General features: G+C 33.8%; 16 protein-coding genes. All 16 read left to right on the top strand.

Going from position 1 to position 20,208, the window contains the following annotated elements; translation table 11 throughout:
* Nucleotides 1-28: 28 nt before the first annotated feature.
* The 16 genes from spoIIR (at nt 29) to rplK (ending at nt 20,134) form a co-directional block, all read left to right on the top strand.
* The gene (spoIIR, locus tag EHE19_RS17390) at nt 29-745 is read left to right on the top strand and encodes a stage II sporulation protein R (protein WP_137697367.1); all 717 of its coding nucleotides are present in this window, start codon (nt 29-31) and stop codon (nt 743-745) included.
* Between the two features lie 829 nt (nt 746-1,574).
* A complete protein-coding gene (locus EHE19_RS17385) occupies nt 1,575-2,267 on the top strand; it encodes an MgtC/SapB family protein (RefSeq protein WP_137697366.1) in 693 nt (230 codons plus the stop codon).
* 190 nt (nt 2,268-2,457) lie between these two features.
* Complete coding sequence (locus tag EHE19_RS17380) at nt 2,458-5,184, top strand: cation-translocating P-type ATPase (RefSeq protein WP_137697365.1); 2,727 nt, start codon at nt 2,458-2,460, stop codon at nt 5,182-5,184.
* Nucleotides 5,185-5,970: 786 nt separating this feature from the next.
* Entirely contained in the window at nt 5,971-6,918 is a 948-nt protein-coding gene (locus tag EHE19_RS17375; RefSeq protein ID WP_137697364.1) for an ABC transporter ATP-binding protein, read from the top strand.
* A 2-nt stretch (nt 6,919-6,920) separates the two neighbouring features.
* Entirely contained in the window at nt 6,921-7,628 is a 708-nt protein-coding gene (locus EHE19_RS17370) for an ABC transporter permease (RefSeq protein ID WP_137697363.1), read from the top strand.
* Nucleotides 7,629-7,634: 6 nt separating this feature from the next.
* Nucleotides 7,635-9,047 (top strand): GldG family protein, encoded by a 1,413-nt coding sequence (locus tag EHE19_RS17365; protein ID WP_244648274.1) that lies wholly within the window; start codon nt 7,635-7,637, stop codon nt 9,045-9,047.
* A 3-nt stretch (nt 9,048-9,050) separates the two neighbouring features.
* Nucleotides 9,051-10,442 carry a DUF4340 domain-containing protein gene (locus tag EHE19_RS17360; RefSeq protein WP_137697362.1) on the top strand — a complete coding sequence of 464 codons (1,392 nt, stop codon included), beginning with the start codon at nt 9,051-9,053 and terminating at the stop codon, nt 10,440-10,442.
* Between the two features lie 149 nt (nt 10,443-10,591).
* Nucleotides 10,592-11,650: a YkvI family membrane protein gene (locus EHE19_RS17355; protein WP_137697361.1), complete on the top strand. Its 1,059-nt coding sequence runs from the start codon at nt 10,592-10,594 to the stop codon at nt 11,648-11,650.
* 83 nt (nt 11,651-11,733) lie between these two features.
* Nucleotides 11,734-12,930: a DUF5711 family protein gene (locus EHE19_RS17350; protein ID WP_137697360.1), complete on the top strand. Its 1,197-nt coding sequence runs from the start codon at nt 11,734-11,736 to the stop codon at nt 12,928-12,930.
* Nucleotides 12,931-12,946: 16 nt separating this feature from the next.
* Nucleotides 12,947-13,672, top strand: a complete 726-nt coding sequence (locus tag EHE19_RS17345) for a CvpA family protein (RefSeq protein ID WP_137697359.1) — start codon at nt 12,947-12,949, stop codon at nt 13,670-13,672.
* A gap of 462 nt (nt 13,673-14,134) precedes the next feature.
* The gene (gene ilvD, locus EHE19_RS17340; protein WP_137697358.1) at nt 14,135-15,793 is read left to right on the top strand and encodes a dihydroxy-acid dehydratase; all 1,659 of its coding nucleotides are present in this window, start codon (nt 14,135-14,137) and stop codon (nt 15,791-15,793) included.
* Between the two features lie 436 nt (nt 15,794-16,229).
* On the top strand, nt 16,230-17,909 hold the full coding sequence (gene ilvB / locus EHE19_RS17335; RefSeq protein WP_137697357.1) for a biosynthetic-type acetolactate synthase large subunit: 1,680 nt from the start codon (nt 16,230-16,232) through the stop codon (nt 17,907-17,909).
* A 626-nt stretch (nt 17,910-18,535) separates the two neighbouring features.
* Entirely contained in the window at nt 18,536-18,685 is a 150-nt protein-coding gene (gene rpmG / locus EHE19_RS17330) for a 50S ribosomal protein L33 (protein ID WP_137697356.1), read from the top strand.
* Nucleotides 18,686-18,790: 105 nt separating this feature from the next.
* Nucleotides 18,791-19,021 carry a preprotein translocase subunit SecE gene (secE, locus tag EHE19_RS17325; RefSeq protein ID WP_137697355.1) on the top strand — a complete coding sequence of 77 codons (231 nt, stop codon included), beginning with the start codon at nt 18,791-18,793 and terminating at the stop codon, nt 19,019-19,021.
* A gap of 70 nt (nt 19,022-19,091) precedes the next feature.
* Complete coding sequence (gene nusG / locus EHE19_RS17320; RefSeq protein WP_171003551.1) at nt 19,092-19,613, top strand: transcription termination/antitermination protein NusG; 522 nt, start codon at nt 19,092-19,094, stop codon at nt 19,611-19,613.
* A gap of 92 nt (nt 19,614-19,705) precedes the next feature.
* Nucleotides 19,706-20,134: a 50S ribosomal protein L11 gene (gene rplK, locus EHE19_RS17315; protein WP_137697353.1), complete on the top strand. Its 429-nt coding sequence runs from the start codon at nt 19,706-19,708 to the stop codon at nt 20,132-20,134.
* Nucleotides 20,135-20,208: the final 74 nt, after the last annotated feature.

Raw genomic sequence — 20,208 nt, 5'->3', positions numbered from 1 at the left:
AACAGTGGGGAAATTGGAGGGGAATTTCATGAGTAAGGTGGTATTATTTTTAAAATCAAATCAATTAAGCAAGAAAATAGAAAATATAGTAAAATTGGCTGTCATAGTATTAATTTTGTCGGTACTTGCTGCATGGATTGTATCTAATATTTATGCAGAAGATGTGAATGCGGGACTTTCGCAGAATCTTATAAGACTTCATGTAATAGCTAATAGTGATTCAGATGCAGACCAAGCTTTAAAGCTACAAGTCCGTGATGCCATAATTGAATATATGAAGGGAAAATTGGCTAATTCAAAGGACATTGATGAAACTAAAACTATTATTAACAATAATTTAAGAAATATAGAAAAAATATCACAGGAAGTAATTGCAAAGAATAATTTCTCCTATAGTGTAAATGCAGCAATGGGAAATTATGATTTTCCTACTAAGGTATATGGAGATATATCCTTACCAGCTGGCAGGTATGAAGCCCTTAGGGTTGTTATAGGTGAAGGGGCTGGAGCTAATTGGTGGTGTGTACTTTTTCCGCCTTTGTGCTTTATTGATGCAACTCATGGTACAATACCTGACTCAGTAAAGAATGACTTAAAAAGTTCTCTTTCTCCTGAGGAGTTTAGGCTTATCACTACTGCAGAGAATGATGATGACATACCTATAAAAATTAGATTTAAGGTTGTTGAATTACTGCAGGGTTCAAAAATAAAAGTTACAGGTGCTATTAATAGAATGTTCAGATAGGATACAAAAATAGGTTTTAAAGGGAGTAACTTAAACTTTGCAAATAAAAATATTTTGATGCGTTATGATTATAAATGCTATGTTGTTCAGCAAATCAAATTATATAATTAATTGAATAAAATTTTATATTGCTGCTACAACTGATATATTATGCTTTAAGCAGTATTATTCTACTTCTAAGTTTGAGTAAGAAAAAACATTTGCATATATTAAAAAAATAAGCCCTTATAGGGCTAACTCAAGCCACCCGTTTTCGGGTGGTCTTGACTATTTAAGGGGTTGTTGCAAAAAACATTTTATGAATGCTGATGTCTTATTGCAAAAAATAGTACGCGAGTGTAATATGTATCTAATTGCGAAGCTTGGTTAGAAATTGACGCTAGAAATAGTAGGTGAAGAACAAGTATTGTAGCCGACACAGCTACATGACGTAGCTGTGAGTATTAACCCGAGACAGGATGCCTTGTTAATACGGTCGGCGGAAGTGCTTGCTCTTCACCGTATTTATTTCAGCGTCAATTTTATGAGTGAGCAATAGATATATATTGCACGGGAGTACTATTTAAGGAAATACTGCTGATTATGTTATTATTGTTTTGTAAAAACCTCTTTGCCATACTCATAGCACTTTTTGGTTAGAGTTGGTATAATAGGGTAAAATATAAGTACTGATTTACTGGTGCTATCATACAAATTTATATAAGAGGTTTACTTCTAAGATAACTGAATTGTAATGGTGTAAGCTTTAGTAATTAGCCTGCATACTCAGTTTTAACGAATTAGAATAACCAGTTAAATTATACATAAAAATAGACTTGGAGGTGCTAAAATGTGGCTAGTCAATGCATTTATCGGTCAGGCAGAATTCTATTTATCAATTATTATAAGGCTTCTTGAAGCTTGCCTCCTTGGGGGAATTATCGGATTTGAGAGAGAACACCTGCATAGGCCGGCAGGTTTTCGAACACATATACTTGTATGTGTAGGGTCTGCGTTAGTAATGATTACCTCCGAGTTTATTTTTAATAAATTTTCAGCTAATGTAAATGCAGATCCTGCAAGGCTAGGTGCTCAAGTTATCAGTGGAATAGGATTTTTAGGTGCAGGCACTATAATTAAAGAAGGTATAAATGTAAAAGGACTGACAACTGCTGCTAGTCTTTGGGCTGTTTCATGTGTAGGAATAGCAGTAGGCATTGGCTTTTACTCGGGAGCCTTTATTGCAACCATTATAATTTTTCTGACTTTGGTGGTAATCAGAAAGGTTCAAATGAGAAGGACTTCTAAAAAAAATATCAGATTATGTATTCATACTTTGATAAAAAGAGGAGAAGTACGAGAACTTTCCCAGCTTATTGAAGAACTTGGAGTGACAGTAACAGACACTGAATTCGTAAGCAGTGAGAGAGATGGAGAAATGATTTTACGATACAAAATTCAAATACCTAATGACATTCCTACGGTAGAGGTGATTGAGGCAGTTCTGTGTCATAATACAGTGAGACGTGTATATGAAGAGTAAAAAAAATAAAGTTTTCGAGGAATGTTTATTATTTTCATATTCTAAAGTTCAATAGAATAAAAACAGAGAATAAAAATTAAACAATAATCTTGTACTATTTCGGTGTTTTGATGAATAGAAATATTTTTAGAATACACGAAAGGTAAAAATCTTTTTAGACTCCTAATATAAGATTTTTATAGGTGACAAGATGAGCGTAGCAGAATCTAGATTAAACTTTGCAAATTCAAAAAACTTACTAACTGAAGGGCTTACTGACAATGAAGCAAAGAAAAAGCTTCAGAAGTATGGCTTTAATATTATATCCGAAAGAAAAAAAATATCTCCGCTTAAAATTCTCTTTCAGCAATTTACAGATGTAATGATTATTATTCTCATAATAGCAACTATTATATCTGGATTTATGGGTGATATGACAGAGGCAATCACAATAATAGCAATAGTAATAGTAAATGCTGTTTTGGGATTTGCTCAAGAATTTAAAACAGAGAGAACAATGGAGGCATTAAAATCCTTGGCAGCACCATCTGCAAAGGTTATCAGAAATGAACAGCAGGTTAATATTCCGGCAGAAGAAATCGTTCCGGGGGATGTTCTTGTAATTGAGACTGGAGACAGAATTGCCGCAGATGCTGCAATTCTTGAATGTAATAGTTTATACGTTGATGAATCACTTCTTACGGGGGAATCTGTTCCCGTAGAAAAGCATGCACTAAAAATAAAAGATTCTTTAATTAATTCCTATGATAAGAAATCCTCTGTATACATGGGCACAGTTGTAACAGGTGGAAGAGCTAAGGCGGTAGTTTATGCAACAGGGATGAAGACTGAAATGGGGAATATCGCTGATATGATTCAAAACATAGAAGATGATGAAACCCCACTTCAAAAAAGGCTATCCCATCTGGGAAAATATATTGCAATTGGATGCTTAGCAATTTGTACTATTGTTTCTATAACAGGAATTTTAAGAGGTGAGCAGCTTTTAACCATGCTTTTAGCAGGGATTAGCTTAGCTGTAGCGGCTATTCCAGAAGGGTTACCTGCCATAGTTACCATTGCTCTTGCGTTAGGTGTACAGAGAATGCTAAAGAGAAATGCATTAATTCGTAAGCTTCCTGCAGTTGAAACACTAGGCTGTGCAAGTATTATATGTTCTGACAAAACAGGAACATTGACAGAAAACAAGATGACAGTCAGGAAAATATATGCAGCTGGATGTGAACTAGATGTAACTGGCAGCGGTTATAGCACTGAGGGCAGCTTTATGGCTGGCAAAAAGCAAACTGATCCACTTAGAATGGAAGGTATAAAGCTGGCTCTTGAAATTGGGGCTTTGTGCAATAATTCTGTCTGTACCACTGAAAACAATAATAATATGGCAGTTGGAAAGCTAAAAGCCTTATTTTCTAAACAATCAAATCTGAAAATAACAGGAGACCCAACTGAAGCTGCGTTGACTATTGCTGCTATGAAGGCAGGAATTACTCGAAGCCGCTTAAATAGCAGTTATCACAGAATAGATGAGTTGCCTTTTGATGCTGACAGAAAGTGTATGTCGGTAGTTTGTAAAAATTCTAGTGGCGAAATATTTGTATTTACAAAGGGTGCTCCTGATATGATTATTGATAAATGTAACAGAGTCATGTCTTCAAGAGGAATTACTAAGCTAGACGATATAGCAAAGAGAAGTATTACGAGAATAAATGATACAATGGCAAGTAACGCACTCAGAGTAATGGGCTTGGCTTATAAAAAGCTAGAGACAGGTACATACAGAGCAGAAGCTAAAAATTTAGAAAAGGACCTTATTTTTGTCGGATTAATGGGAATGATTGATCCGCCTAGAAGAGAAGCTGTAGTAGCAGTACAAAAATGTAAATTGGCTGGAATAAAGCCGATAATGATTACAGGAGACCATAAGCTTACAGCTGCTGCCATTGCAAAAGAATTAAATATTTACTGTGATGGAGATGAAGTCTTGACAGGAGCAGACCTGGATAAGATGACTGATGGACAGCTTGCAAAAGTAGCTAAAACGGTTTCGGTTTATGCAAGAGTATCGCCGAAGCATAAGCTTATGATTGTTAGAGTGCTTAAGTCTCTAGGTCATATTGTAGCAATGACAGGTGACGGAGTAAATGATGCACCTGCAGTAAAAGAGGCTGACATAGGTGTTTCAATGGGCGTAACCGGTACTGATGTTACAAAAGAAGCTTCGTCAATGGTGCTTTTAGACGATAATTTTGCTACTTTAGTAGCAGCCGTTGAAGAAGGACGTGTAATATATAATAATATTCGAAAGTTTATTAGATATATGCTTGCTTGTAATCTTGGAGAAGTGCTGACAATGTTTTTAGGCATATTGTTGATGTTACCAATACCTCTATTGCCAATTCAAATCCTTTGGGTTAATCTTGCCACAGATGGATTGCCTGCAATTGCTTTGGGATTAGATCCTCCAGAAAAGGATATTATGATGCAAAGACCAAGAGGGGCAAATGACAATATTTTTTCTCATGGTTTATTGAGATTGATAGTTACAAGGGGAATATTTATTGGACTAAGCACATTAGGTGTATTTATGAGTATTTTCTACATCTTAGGCGATGTAGAAACAGCACGAACCAGTGCCTTTATGACCTTGGTTATAACCCAGCTAATACATGTATTTGAGTGTAAGTCGGAAACAAGAAATATATTTGAAAATTCTTTATTTAATAATATACCATTAGTGTTAGCGGTTTTGTGTTCAATAATTATGGTATTGGCGGTTGTTTATGTTCCAGTGTTACAAGGAATTTTTGATACTGTGGCATTAGGAATAAGTGAGTGGTTTATAATTATTGGTGTTTCACTGATAGTTCCTATTCTATCAAGTATGTTTAAAAGAAATAGGAGGGGTTTGGATCAATAGAGGGTATCGCTTTGAAATATAATCAACAGTAAACTGCTTAAATAGTACGACGTAGCAATATATATTGTTTGCTCACGAAATTGACGCTGAAATAATTGCGGTGAAGAACAGCACTTCCGCCGACCGTATTGAACAAAGGCATCCTGTCTCGGATCAATACTCACAGTTACTTCCTGTAACTGTGTCAGCTACAATACTTGTTCTTCACCTATTATTTCTAGCATCAATTTCTAACCGAGCTTCGCAATTAGATATATATTACACTCGCGTACTATTTCTTTCATTAAGATACCGATATACAGAAAATGTTGTTTTGCACCAGAACCTTCAGCAAAAAACTTGGAATTTGCTTAGCAACTATAAATAATACATGAATACTGATTTTGTGGTTTAATCAATACAAAAATTTATATATTCCGTATGCAAGCCTTTTTCATACAACTAATTCATTTAACTATTTCTAACCCAACTTTCCATTGAAAAGTTTTGACACATATAGACTCAGTTAATTATATTATTAGGCCCAATGGCTACTAGAAGGTACAGTTTGAACAGAAGCGTTTGCATACACTTGAAAACACAGTAAAAAGAATATATAATCAATTAATGGCTAAACTATAACTTGAATGTTAAATTAGCCATTTTTCATTTAATTAAACATTTTTTCATATAAAATTTTACATTCCGTTCATAGTTTATTAAAAATAATTGTGGATAATATGTAAGTGTATCAGTAGAAGAAATGTTTTTTGAAAATATGTACGTAACAATTTAGGGGGGAATATAATGATCGAGATTCAGAATTTGACCAAAAGTTACGGTCAGATAAAGGCTGTAGACGATATAAGTTTTACAGTTGAAAAAGGTGAAGTGCTTGGCTTTCTTGGTCCTAATGGTGCTGGAAAATCAACTACTATGAATATCATTACTGGCTTCATTCCTTCTACCGAGGGTACGGTAAAAGTATGTGGGTATGATATTATGGAAAGTCCAGAAGAAGTAAAAAAGAGAATTGGATACCTGCCAGAATTACCGCCATTATATATGGATATGACTGTTATTGAGTATCTTAACTTTGTGGCTGAATTGAAACTTGTTAGTAAGAAACAGAAAAATAGTCAAATTTCAGACGTTATGGAGCTTGTCAAATTAGGTGATGTACGTGGAAGATTAATAAAAAATCTGTCAAAAGGTTACAAGCAGAGAGTTGGACTAGCTCAGTCCCTTCTAGGTGCGCCAGAGGTTTTAATTCTAGATGAACCTACTGTTGGATTGGACCCTATGCAAATAATTGAAATTCGTAAATTAATCAAGGCACTTGGCAAGCAGCATACTATAATACTCAGTTCTCATATTTTGCCTGAAGTAAGTGCTGTTTGTGAACGAGTTGTAATTATTAATAAAGGTAAGATCGCTGCAATTGACACTCCTGAAAATCTTTCAAAGGGAATGGGAACAGTAAGTAAAATATCAGTATCAATTGCTGGACCAAAGAGTTCAATAGTGAGCAGTATTGAAGAAATTTATGGAATTAAATATGTAGAACCTCATATTCAAAAAGATAATGATGTTATTGAATATATTATAGAATCTGATAAAGAGACGGATATTAGACGACCTCTATTTTTTGCTATGGCAAAAGCTGGATATCCTATAATTGAATTAAAATCCTTGGATCTTTCACTTGAAGAGATATTCTTACAATTAACCACGCAAGAAAAGGAGGTTATATAATTATGTTAGCCGTGTTTAAAAAGGAGTTTAGGGCTTACTTTACTTCGCCAATAGCGTATGTAATGATTAGCTTGTTTTTGCTATTATCATCAATTGTATTTTATATCAATTTAGCTTCGCCTACTGCGGAGTATAATTACTTAAATCTATCTTATATGTCACTTTTTTTAATACTTATAATTCCTATATTGACAATGAAAATACTTGCAGATGAAAGAAAAAGTGGTACTGAAGTGCTCTTAAGAACATCACCAACTAGTTTAACAAAGATTATTATTGGAAAGTACTTAGCTGCTTTTTCTGTTTTTATGGTTATGACTGTAATAACATTTGTTTATCCTGTATTACTTAAAATATTTGGAAACCCTGACATACCTGAAATAGTTGGTGGATACGTAGGTTATATACTTCTTGGAGCTTCATTTATAGCTTTTGGTTTGTTTTCATCATCTTTAACTGAAAGTCAGATTGTGGCTGCAATAATCAGTGTAGTGGGTCTTTTGATTATGTGGCTGCTGCAAGGAATAGCTCCTAATCTTGGTGGAATTTGGGCAGATATTCTAAACTGGTTCTCATTGTATTCTAGAACAGAAGATTTATTTGCAGGAATACTTTCACTTAAGGCAATAGTATATTATTTAAGTTTTTCAGCAGTATTTGTATTCTTAGCAATTAGAGTAATAGAAAAAAGAAGATGGAGCAAGGGGTGATAAAAAGTGGGGAAATTTAAAATTAACAAGAAATCTCTTAAGTATGGTTCAAATTCCATATTATTAGTAGTTATCGTTTTAGCTTTGGCTGTAATAATTAACCTGCTTGTTGGTTTAGGTGATTTTAGATGGGATTTGACTTCATCAAATTTATATAGTCTTAGCGAAGATAGCAAAAAAATATTAAATGCAGTTAAAAAAGAAGTAACAATTTATGGTTTGTTTGATGATGGACATATACCAGCTGGATCACAATACAAAGAATTAATTAATCTTTTAGATGAATACAAAGATTACGGAATAAAGGTTACTTATGTTGATCCTGATAAGGATCCTGGAACACTTACATTTCTTGACAAGGATAAAACAAAAGGTATTGCAAAGGGAGATTTTGTTGTAAAGAGCGGCAACAAGGTTAAAAGACTTATTGCAAGTGAACTTTATGGCGAAAATTCAATGTACGGCAGAGTTTACAAAGCTGAACCTCTTATAACAGGTGCTATCAAGTTTGTAACTGCAGATTCTACTCCTATTGCTTATTTTGTTGAAGGACATAGTGAATATTCTCTTACATCAAATTTAACACAGCTACGAGCAGATATTGAAAACAATAATTTTGAGGCTAAATCACTTTCACTTATGACTGTAGAAAAAATCCCAGATGATTGTAAATTGCTAATATTTGCATCACCAAAGGTGGATTTATCTGAATCTGAAAAAATTGTATTGAAAACATATTTAGAAGCTGGTGGTAGGGCAGTTTTCCTATTTGACCCTATTGAATCAGATAAAAAGATGACTAATTTTGAAGAAATTCTCGCCACATACAATGTTGCTTTGAATTATGACAAGGTAAGAGATACTACTAATTGCTTACCAGGAGATGAATATTCACTTATAGCAGCATTAACATCAAATAAAATCAACTCTAGCTTCAATTCTTATGGTGAATTCCAGGTGCTTATGCCTGATTCAAGAAGCTTAAGTGTATTACAAGTAGCTAAGGAATGGCTTACTACTACATCTTTGATTACAACTAGTTATGATGCAGAATCAGTTAAAATTACAGATCAGGATGCTATCGAAAAAGGTCCTTTTCCTTTAGCTATTGCGTCTGAAATATCTGGTGGTAGTAAGATTTTAGTTTTTGGTAATGGAACATTTTTGACAGATGCTGCTTTAATGAGCCGATATGCGTCGTATTTTTCAAATGGTAAAGTATACTTTACAAGTACATTAGTTAACTGGTTGTCAGACAAAACAGATGAAACAACAATATCACCAAAAATTGTTTCAACAAAAAGCTTGTCAACTACTAAGAGCCAGGCAAAGATTATTTCCATTATATTAATTGGTGTTGTTCCAGTTATTATTTTGGTAATTGGATTGGTTGTTTGGACTAGAAGGAGGCACTTATAAAATATGAAGTTATATAGGAATGCTGTTATACTTATTGTAATTTTAGGACTACTGATTGGAGCATACTTTTATATCAGTAGCAGACAAACAGCCAATTCAGATCCATTAGATGAAAGCATCATTGATGATACAATCTATGTAATGAAATCTGAAAGAGAACAGATTACATCAATAACTTTTAATAATGATAATGGTACTTTTACAATAACAAAGAAGGATGATAAATGGTCAATAGACCCTTCATATGATTTTGAAGTAGATAATTTAAATGCAGATGGTGCTGTTACAGATATGTCTTCTATTGTTGCTAATAAGGTCATAGAAGAAAATGTTACTGACTTATCCAAGTATGGATTGGACAAGCCTATAACAGTAAAGGTTGGACTTTCTGATGGAAGTTCAAAAGAACTTCTGGTTGGTTCATATACTCTTACAGAGGATGGCAGATACTGCAAAATGAGCGGGGAGTCAAAAGTTTATTTGGTTGGTACGTACTATACCAGTAAATTTGAACCTACTTACGGGTATTTTGTGAAGAAAGATATACTACCTGTTGATGCTACGACACTAAAAACTTTCTCATATGAGAAAAATGGACAAGTGCAGTATGCAGTTGATATTGTTTCAGAAACTGAAATGAATATTGTAGAGCCAATTAAGGAAGTAGCAGATACTTCTGATGTATCTAAAATGCTGCAAGCAGTTACTCAACTAACTATAAACGATGTTGTTGATAATAATCCTACTGACCTTAACAAATATGGATTAGATAAACCTGCATATGTGCTTAAATTTGGAGATGCTACTACAACAAAAAATATTCTGTTTGGTAATTATGTTGAAAAGGGTACTATTAGATATGCAAAATATGCAGAAAAGAATAGCATTTTTACTATTGATACTTCTCCATTGACATTCCTTGATACTAAGCTGGAGGATATTATATATTCCTTTATATATTTGCCTAATATAAAGGATGTAAATAAGGTTGAACTGCTTATTGATGGTAAAAAACTAGTATGTGATATAACTACTGGGGAAGATTCTTCAGATGACAAGTTTAAGGTAAATGGAACTGATGCAAATATGAAGAACGAAAAAGGAGATTCCTTGTTCAGAAATATGTATCAGGGTATGATTGGTATTACAATGCAAAAATATGAAGTTGATGCAAAACCATCGGGTACACCTGAAATTTCCATTAAATATCACATGAAAGATTCAAAAATAGTTACAGTAGATTTGATTTCAAAGGATAGTAACTACTATTATGCAGTTAAAGATGGTGTTTATACAAATAAAGTTGTTCAAAAGTCAAGGCTAAATGAAAAAGATGGACTTAGAACAACCTATAATGAATTAATGGAAGCTTTAAAGGAGTCTGAAAAGCAATAAAGCGGTCGTTTGTTTGGTGATTTATTAAAGACTCGTCAAAACTAAATAATATGTAATGTGATAAGCAACTCTCACATAGAATTATATTAAGGGACAACTAAGTAATTGTTGTACCAGTACTAAAAAATCTATGTTGGGAGTTGCTTTTTTTGATAAAGGGAGAAATAAGTAATATATTTAAGGTTGCTTTTCTTTATATGGCAACAGTAATAGGTGCTGGTTTTGCATCAGGTCAGGAAATAATTCAGTTTTTTTCAAAGTACTATAATGGTGGTTTTTACGGCGCATTATTGACAGGAGTTCTATTTTCAATTATTGGATATGCAATTTTAGATAGGGTTTATTCAGAGAGGATTAAATCTTATGATGAGTTTTTATTTCCCATGATGGGATACTTCTTAGGAAGAATTATGGAATTTATAGTAATGCTGTTTATGTCATGCGTATTGAGTGTTATGGTAGCTGGACTTGGAAGTATATTAATGGAACTAACAGGGATAGAATATAGATATTGTGTTGTAATAAGTGCTATTGTGTGTTTGCTGGCTATTATGACAAATATAAAAGGGATAGTGGCTGTCAGTTCCTTTCTTTCACCCTTTTTAGTTGTAGGTATTTTATTCGTAGGAATTTACATGATAGTAACTAAGGACACATCTGTGTTTAGCCTTTCAAATAAGGTGGTTAGAGTGACTAACAATTGGGTATTTTCATCCCTTCTGTATGTCAGCTACAACACAATTTTATCAACTGTAATGCTAACTAGTGTATTACCCTACCTGAAGACAAAGAGGGTCAGCACATGGGGTGGAATACTTGGTGGAGGTATGCTTTGCTTGACAGTACTGATTTTAAACTTTGCATTGTACTTTTTCTATCCTAAATCAATTACTTCTGAAATGCCAGTATTGAGTATACTACAAAATAATAATCAATTATTGGGAAATATTTATAGTGTTATTTTAATATTGGCAATGTATACATCTGCTATTACATCAGGATATTGCTTATCTGAACGTATTGCAGCAAAAATGAATATAAATTACAGGATTGTTGCAGTAGTAATGTGTGCTCTTGTAATACCAATGTCATCTATGGGGTTCTCAAGCTTGATAGCAACTCTTTATCCGGTATTTGGCTACTTAGGTTTGTTTCTGGTTTTTGTAATTTTACTGCAGTTTATAAAATGTAAGCTAACTAAAGCTTAGGCTATATTAAATGGCTGACATGGACATAATTATCTGCATATGCTAAAATTTTAATACACAAATGAAAAATGAGGTGTATCAAGATGGATTCAGATTCAAATCCTAAAGCTTCTAATATAGAAAAACCAAGTATAGAAAAATCAAGTTCCTTTTTTGGTGTAATAGTGTCACTGCTGCTCATCTTTGCAATAACTCTTGTAGCAGTTGCTGTTTACCTAAAAAGTGCGGGCTATGATTTTTCTTCGTTTAAAATCAAAGATGCCATTACCTTTATAAAAAATAACAAGGCTAAAAGCATAGTTGCCTCAGAAATATCATTTTCTCAAGATGGAAGTGTTGATTGCAAACTATATAAAAATTATATAATAGTGTTATCAAAAGATGGAATTAAATGGTATAACACAAACGGTAAATTAATTCAAGAAAATGCATTTACCCTTACAAAACCTGTTATAAGATGCTCCGATAAATACATGGCTGTGGCTGATGTTTCAGGCAGGGATATTTATTTTTACAAAGATAAAACACTTTTGTGGTCAAAGAAGATGGATAATCAAATAATAAATGCAAATGTAAGTGATGATGGTTGTTGTACAGTTGTCACTCAATCTACAGAGTATAAATCTACAGTTCAAGTTTTTGATATAAATGGTGTGGATAAATACACAAAACTATGTGCAGAGGATATTGTTATTGATGCAAAGTCTATCCATAAAGGTCAAAATGTATTAATTAATAAGGTTGATACAAATGGAGTAAAGGCAGGTTCCATATTAGAATTTAACGATATATACGAGGAGAAACCATTTGCAACTATTGCTGTTACAGACAGTATACTTCCAATATTAATTTCTAGTGGCGAAAATGAAATAGCTGTGGGGCAAAATCTTATTTTATTTATGGACAAGCAAGGTAAAGAGGTTTGGAGAAAGAGTGCTGATTCATTATATTGTATTGCTCCAAATAGCAAAAAATATATAATAATTGCAGGAAATTTTAATAATGCTTCAGGAATAACAAAGCAGAAAATTTTGGTTCTAAATAGAAATGGTGAGGAAGTCTATAGTTTTGACCAACCAGAAAATATTGCTGGAATTCATATATATGGTGACAGAATAGCATTAAGAACTAAAAAAAGTGTTTACTTGTATACATTAGATGGAAAGAAGCTTGGCCAGTACTCATCTAAAAATGAGATAAAAGATGCTTATCTTGTTGGAAATAAAGATGCCATTGTTATATCAGGGGGAGTTATTTCATTTGTAAATATTGCAGTATAATTAGAAAGGGCTTAGTATGAATTGGACAGATATTGCTGTTTTTGCTATAATAGCCGCATTTATGGTTTATGGCTTGAAAAACGGGTTTTTATATTCTGTATTTAGACTGATATCGTATGTAATGTCAGTTATTTTTGCTATTAAATTTTATCCTATAATATCTAATATTCTTCAAAAAACAGTTTTATATGAAAATATTAAAAAAGCTGTGATAGATGGTATTACAAAACGTCAGATGGGCAATTCTACTGTACCTAATGAAGACTCTGCGCAAGCAATAATTGATGGTCTAAAGCTTCCTGGTTTTATAAAGGACTCAATTAATGAAAAGGTCTTAGGGCAGGACATTTTTGGATTTCAAAAAATAATAGATGCTATTGGTTCAGAAATAGCTATGTTAGTAGTAAATATTTTAAGTGTTATATTGATTTATCTAATAATAAGATTTGCTTTAATTTTTATAAGAGTAATAATAAAAACCATATCAAAGTTGCCTGTGTTTAAACAGCTTGATAAAACTGGAGGAATTGTTTTAGGTGCAATTGAAGGAATTCTTGTGGTATATGTATTATGTGCCGTTCTTATTCTATTCAGTGCTTTTCCAAAATTTGAACCAACGATTGAAAGTATAGAAGATTCTAAATTCGCTAATTACTTCTATCAGAATAATTTTATTGTAAGTTGGATTTCTCCCGAGGAAGAACTTAATTTATCAAGTCCAGATGTGGCAAAAAGCAATTAATTACCTTAATGTTTTTTATTTAGAACATATCTTCTTTTGAACGTTTTTTATCCATTTCCCCTTTATTTGTAGACATAATTTTAAGTAAATAGTACAATATTCTTACATGCTGGGAGTACATCCCAGCTGTTACTTTATAAAGATTTCTGTAATAATTCACAATATTATAGGGACCTATAATGCAGTAGCTTGCATATATGGAATTCTTATAGTTTTATAGATTACAAAATATTATTAATTCAACTTTCCTAGTTGAAATGCAGGTATTCAGCTTATCAAATGAAAAGTTAATTGGTTTAATTAAATTAAGTTGGTTTTATTGACAACTGCCATTAGCAAATTTAGGCGTGGATGGGTTTTTCATTCGAAAGTTAAGTTATTAATATTAGTATTATTAACAATAAAAATAAGCGAAGTAATGTTATATTATTTGAGTTTGATTTTGCTCAAGGAGGTAGTTATATGAAAAGTGATATCGTAAAAAAAGGCATTGAAAAGGCTCCACATAGATCACTATTTAAAGCAATGGGATATACAGACGAGGAACTTGAAAGACCTCTTATTGGTATTGCTAATGCAAAAAATGAGATAATTCCTGGACATATACACTTAGACAAAATTACTGAAGCTGTTAAAGCAGGTATAAGGATGGCCGGAGGAACGCCAATTGAGTTTGGAGCCATAGGTGTATGCGACGGAATAGCAATGGGGCATGTGGGAATGAAGTATTCATTAGCTACAAGAGAGCTTATTGCTGATTCCTGTGAAGCTATGGGAAGAGCTCACAGCTTTGATGGTATGGTGTTTATCCCTAACTGTGACAAAATAGTTCCCGGAATGCTTATGGCAGCGGCTAGAATTAATGTGCCAGCGATAGTTATTAGCGGCGGCCCAATGCTTTCGCTAAATAGAGATGGAAAACAGCTGGATTTAAATAGCGTTTTTGAAGCTGTAGGCGCATTTAAAGCAGGGAAAATTACTGAAGATGAGGTATGTGACTTAGAAAACAATGCTTGTCCAGGCTGTGGTTCTTGTTCTGGAATGTTTACTGCTAATTCTATGAATTGCCTTACAGAAGTGCTTGGAATGGGATTGACGGGTAATGGTACTATACCTGCTGTTTATGCTGAAAGAATTAGATTGGCAAAGCAAGCGGGTATGAAGATAATGGAACTGGTTGAAAAAGATATTAAGCCGTCAGACATATTGACAATAGAAGCATTTGAAAATGCACTAACAGTGGATATGGCTCTAGGGTGTTCAACAAACTCTGTATTGCATCTGCCTGCAATTGCAAATGAAGCAGGTATACAAATAGATTTAGATATTATAAATAAAATTAGTTCAAGAACACCAAATTTATGTAAACTCGCTCCTGCTGGAAGCTATCATATTCAGGACTTATATGCAGCAGGTGGAGTACAGGCTGTTATGAAGGAACTTTCATCCAAGGGATTATTGCATACAGACTTAATAACAGCTACTGGTAAGACAGTAAAGGAAAATATTCAAAATGCTAAAGTAAAAGACTACAATGTTATAAGAAGCGTTGACAACCCACATAGCGTTACAGGAGGCATAGCTGTACTCAAAGGAAATATTGCTCCGGATGGGGCAGTAGTTAAGAGATCTGCTGTAGCAGATTCTATGTTAGTACACAAAGGTCCTGCAAGAGTATTTGATAGTGAAGATGATGCTATTAAAGCTATATACAATGGAGAGATAGTAAAGGGCGATGTTGTTATAATTCGCTATGAGGGGCCAAAGGGAGGACCTGGCATGCGTGAGATGCTTGGGCCAACTTCTGCAATAGCAGGTATGGGACTGGATTGTGATGTGGCGCTTATTACAGATGGAAGATTTTCTGGGGCGTCAAGAGGTGCTTCAATAGGTCATGTATCTCCAGAAGCAATGGAAGGCGGGCCTATAGCATTTATAAAAGAAGGAGACATTGTAGATATTAATATTCCAGCAGGTACTTTAAATATTGAAGTCTCAGAAGAAGAATTAAGTAAACGAAAAGCAAGCTGGATAGCACCTGAGCCAAAGATAAAATCGGGCTATCTAGGAAGATATGCAAGAATGGTTACATCTGCAAGTACAGGAGCAGTATTGAAGTAATTCGAGTAATTTAAGTTACACTGCAATAATTGAGGATAGTGGGAAGTAACAACTAATATTATGACCTTTTGCTTTTTGCTATTTTAAATCGAGGTAAGAAAGTGTCCCCTACTTCAATAAGTTGAGGATACTACTTTGGTTTTCAGGTGTTGAGAATATTATTGTATCAATTAAACACAACTGAAATTAAAAAAGACTGAAATTAAAGAAGCTTTTCTGAAATTGAAAATTTCTATTTGAAATTGGGGGTATAACGAGGCAAGAAAAATGCTTCCCACTTCTATAAGTGAATGGGTAAGGAATTGAGTATTAGATAATAAGAATATCTTTGCCTCATTGAAACACCGCTGAATTTAATGAAGTTTTTTTAGCTTTTTATATTCTAAAAATTTCATTATGATTCAGGTGTTAAAAAATAAAGGGAGATGATGGGCCTATGATGTTATCAGGTGCTGATGTTATTATAGAATGTTTAAAAGAGCAAGGTGTTGATATAGTATTTGGCTATCCAGGGGGGCAGGCCTTAATTATATATGATGCTTTGTATAAGGCGAGAAATGAGATTACTCATATACTTACATCTCATGAACAAGGTGCATCACATGCAGCAGATGGATATGCACGAGCAACTGGCAAGGTTGGCGTTTGTATTGCAACTTCTGGCCCAGGAGCAACTAACTTAGTTACTGGAATTGCTACAGCATATATGGATTCTGTACCTATGGTTGCAATAACAGGGCAAGTTCCAACCAACTTACTAGGAAAGGACTCCTTCCAGGAAGTTGATATCACTGGGATAACCATGCCAATTACTAAACATAATTTCATTGTTAAGGATGTTACTCAACTGGCAGATACTATGCGCAAAGCATTTGCTATAGCAAGAGAAGGCAGACCTGGTCCGGTTTTAGTTGATGTATGTAAAGATGTTACTGCTGCAATGGTTGAATATACGCCTAAAAAGCCTGAAAAAACCGATTACGTTTCAAATAAATATCATGATATAAGCAATTCTGCAATTGAAGAAGCAATAAATGCAATTAATAATGCTGAAAGACCTGTTATTTTGTCTGGGGCAGGTGTAGGTATTGCTTCAGCAGAGGAATACGTACGCTCTATAGCAGAAATGGCTGATATTCCAGTTAGCACATCGTTAATGGGAATGGGGACATTTCCAGGAACGCATCAACTGTTCATGGGAATGGTTGGGATGCATGGAACAAAGACATCAAACTATGCATTTCATAATTCTGACTTAGTTATTGCTATAGGAAATAGATTTAGTGATCGAATTGTCAGTAAGGTTAGTAGTTTTGCACAAAAAGCAAAAATAATGCATATTGACATTGATGGTGCAGAAATAGGAAAAAACTTAAATGTAGATTATCCGCTCGTAGGAGATGTAAAGAAAATACTAAAAGCAATACAGGCGGGAATTATCAAAAAGAAAAATCCTGAATGGATAAATAGAATTAACAAATGGAAGGAAGAATATCCATTAAGATATACTTACTCAAAAGATATTATTCGTCCCCAATACATTGTAGAGAGGATATATGAATTAACAAAAGGAGAAGCACTTATTACTACTGAGGTTGGTCAACATCAGATGTGGGCAGCGCAATATTATAAGTATAGCAGATTTAGGCAATTTATATCTTCTGGCGGGCTTGGAACAATGGGTTATGGATTGGGAGCATGTATAGGTGCTCAATTGGCAAGACCCGATAAAAAGGTTATAAATATAGCAGGTGATGGCAGTTTTAGAATGAACTTAAATGAACTTGCTACCGCTGTTGAGTATAAACTACCTATTATAATAGCACTGTTTAATAATAGAGCACTAGGAATGGTTAGACAATGGCAGGAACTGTTTTTTGACAGCAGGTTTAGTCAGACTTCTATTGATAGGGGAACTGATTTCGCTGCATTAGCAAATGCTTTTGGTGCAAAGGGAATAAATGTAACATCCCCAGAACAAGTGGATAGTGCTATTATTTCTGCACTAGCAGAGACTAATACACCTGTATTGTTAAATTTTGCAATTGATAAGGATGACAAGGTATCACCAATAGTGCCGCCTGGTGCTGCTTTATGCGATGTGGTAGATTGCTAAGCAAGAATGTGCTGATGCAATATTGGGGGTTTAAAACAAGAAAAAATAAAGCATTAAACTGTTTAAATAGCACTCCCGTGCATTTAATATGGCTCATTCTAGATATTGATGCTGAAATAATTATGGTGCTAAGCAGGCATTTCCGATGACCGCATTACCAAGGCATATTGTCTTGATGTAATACTCACAGCTGCTTATTTCAGCTGTGCCGGTTACAATACTTGTTCCTCACCTGCTATTTCTAGCATCAATTTCTGACTGAGCTTATAAATTAGATATATACTGGTACTTAGTACTATTTTTTGCACTAAGATAACGGTGTATAGAGAATTTCTTTGCAAAAGAAAATCATGACAGTGTCTCTTGCCAAAATCAGTGAAAACTGAATAGGTTTTAAATTGAAGAATAGTATTACGTTTTTCTGAGAATAATTATTCTTTGAAACTAGCTTTATAAGAGAAGTATGTCTGAATTTATTATGTAATGTTTTGTTAAATTATTTCTTGACTTCTGATGGTATACATGTTATATTTATTATTGCTCGTGTGTAAGTCTTTTTTTTATGTCTAAAAAATTTATCAGGCTTACATAGGTAAATAGAAATGCAGCACTTGGAGGTGTTATAAATGAGAGTTAAGATTACGCTCGCATGTTCTGATTGTAAACAGAGAAATTATTCTAATTTAAAGAATAAGAAAAATGACCCAGATAGACTAGAAATGAAGAAGTACTGTAAATTCTGCCACAAGCATACTGTACACAAGGAAACAAAATAATTTTAAAAAAATTTTTGTGGAAATGTTTAGCATTGTGTATTGTGTCAACAATATTGTATGATAGCCAAATGATATTTAAAATATTATTATCGGGATGTGATTAAAATGGCTGAAAACGAGACAAAAAAAGTATCTTGGTTCAAAAAAACTGGACAAGGTATAGTAAAGTTATTCAAAGAGGTTAAGGTTGAATTAAAGAAAGTAATTTGGCCTAATAGAACTCAGCTAATAAACAATACTGGAACAGTGCTTCTATTTTGCTTCATTATAGGATGCATAATATGGGTTTCTGATCTAGCTTTTTTGCAATTATCTAAAATTGTATTTACAAAATAAATACAAAATAATGTAGTAATAGAACTAAAGGAAGGACATGGGGCTTGAAGTTGGGGGGCCTGATTTTGGTATGTCTGAAGAAGAGAGCAAGTGGTATGTAGTTCATACCTATTCGGGGTATGAAAATAAAGTAAAAGCAAATCTTGAGAAAATAGTTGAAAATAGGAATATGCAGGATTATATCATCGACATTGTTGTTCCTATGGAAGAACAGATTGAGATAAAAGACGGCAAAAAGAAGGCGACACTTAAAAAAGTGTTCCCTGGTTATGTGCTTGTCAAAATGATTATGTCAGATGAGTCTTGGTATATTGTCAGAAACACAAGAGGTGTCACAGGCTTTGTTGGACCTGGATCAAAACCGGTGCCTTTGTCAGATGAGGAAGTTAAGGCAATGGGTGTTGAAGAGTTTGCTCCAGAGGTTGATTATGAAGTTTATGATAACGTCAGGGTTATTTCTGGACCTTTGGAAAACTTTATCGGGATTGTTGAAGAAATCAATCTTGAAAAGAGAAAGGTTAGAGTTTCAGTTTCAATGTTTGGGAGAGAGACTCCTGTTGAGCTTGAACTTGTTCAGATTCAAAAGATTTAGGCCACAAGGCAGATAGAGTATCAATAACTGATATTTTATCTTTTTAATAAATTATTTTTAGTAATATAGTAAGAAATTGGGAGGTGGAAATAATGGCTAAGAAAATAGTTGGTTATGTTAAATTACAGGTTCCTGCAGGAAAAGCAACTCCAGCTCCACCAGTTGGACCAGCTTTAGGACCACATAGCGTAAATATTATGGGATTTTGTAAGGAATTCAATGAAAGAACTTCAAAAGAGGAACCTGGAACAATTATCCCAGTTGTAATGACTATCTATGCTGACAGATCCTTCTCATTTATCACAAAGACTCCTCCGGCAGCTGTTCTTCTAAAGAAAGCATGTAAAATTGAAAGCGGCTCTGGTAAGCCTAATAGGGATAAGGTTGCAAAGATAACAAGAGAAGAAGTACGTAAGATAGCTGAAAAGAAAATGGCTGATTTAAATGCAGCAAGTATTGAAGCAGCTACTAGCATGATTGCTGGTACAGCTCGCAGCATGGGAATTGTAGTAATTGACTAGTATTATTTGGAAAGTGTAAGATTCGCATACAGATGTGATGCGACGTTGAGTATGTGGGAGGAAACATAAGTTTC

This window comes from Ruminiclostridium herbifermentans (assembly GCF_005473905.2).
GTDB classification, from domain to species: Bacteria; Bacillota; Clostridia; order Acetivibrionales; family DSM-1351; genus Ruminiclostridium; species Ruminiclostridium herbifermentans.
Note: the sequence above shows the minus strand (reverse complement) of the source record. Positions and strands in the feature narration are given on the sequence as shown.

Bases quoted from the DNA above. Each gene is read 5' to 3' on its own strand.
- rplK (WP_137697353.1), top strand. From the start codon at position 19,706: ATGGCTAAGAAAATAGTTGGTTATGTTAAATTACAGGTTCCTGCAGGA.
- EHE19_RS17375 (WP_137697364.1), top strand. From the start codon at position 5,971: ATGATCGAGATTCAGAATTTGACCAAAAGTTACGGTCAGATAAAGGCT.
- EHE19_RS17360 (WP_137697362.1), top strand. From the start codon at position 9,051: ATGAAGTTATATAGGAATGCTGTTATACTTATTGTAATTTTAGGACTA.
- nusG (WP_171003551.1), top strand. From the start codon at position 19,092: ATGTCTGAAGAAGAGAGCAAGTGGTATGTAGTTCATACCTATTCGGGG.
- ilvD (WP_137697358.1), top strand. From the start codon at position 14,135: ATGAAAAGTGATATCGTAAAAAAAGGCATTGAAAAGGCTCCACATAGA.
- EHE19_RS17345 (WP_137697359.1), top strand. From the start codon at position 12,947: ATGAATTGGACAGATATTGCTGTTTTTGCTATAATAGCCGCATTTATG.
- EHE19_RS17380 (WP_137697365.1), top strand. From the start codon at position 2,458: ATGAGCGTAGCAGAATCTAGATTAAACTTTGCAAATTCAAAAAACTTA.
- ilvB (WP_137697357.1), top strand. From the start codon at position 16,230: ATGATGTTATCAGGTGCTGATGTTATTATAGAATGTTTAAAAGAGCAA.
- EHE19_RS17350 (WP_137697360.1), top strand. From the start codon at position 11,734: ATGGATTCAGATTCAAATCCTAAAGCTTCTAATATAGAAAAACCAAGT.
- spoIIR (WP_137697367.1), top strand. From the start codon at position 29: ATGAGTAAGGTGGTATTATTTTTAAAATCAAATCAATTAAGCAAGAAA.
- EHE19_RS17370 (WP_137697363.1), top strand. From the start codon at position 6,921: ATGTTAGCCGTGTTTAAAAAGGAGTTTAGGGCTTACTTTACTTCGCCA.
- rpmG (WP_137697356.1), top strand. From the start codon at position 18,536: ATGAGAGTTAAGATTACGCTCGCATGTTCTGATTGTAAACAGAGAAAT.
- EHE19_RS17385 (WP_137697366.1), top strand. From the start codon at position 1,575: ATGTGGCTAGTCAATGCATTTATCGGTCAGGCAGAATTCTATTTATCA.
- secE (WP_137697355.1), top strand. From the start codon at position 18,791: ATGGCTGAAAACGAGACAAAAAAAGTATCTTGGTTCAAAAAAACTGGA.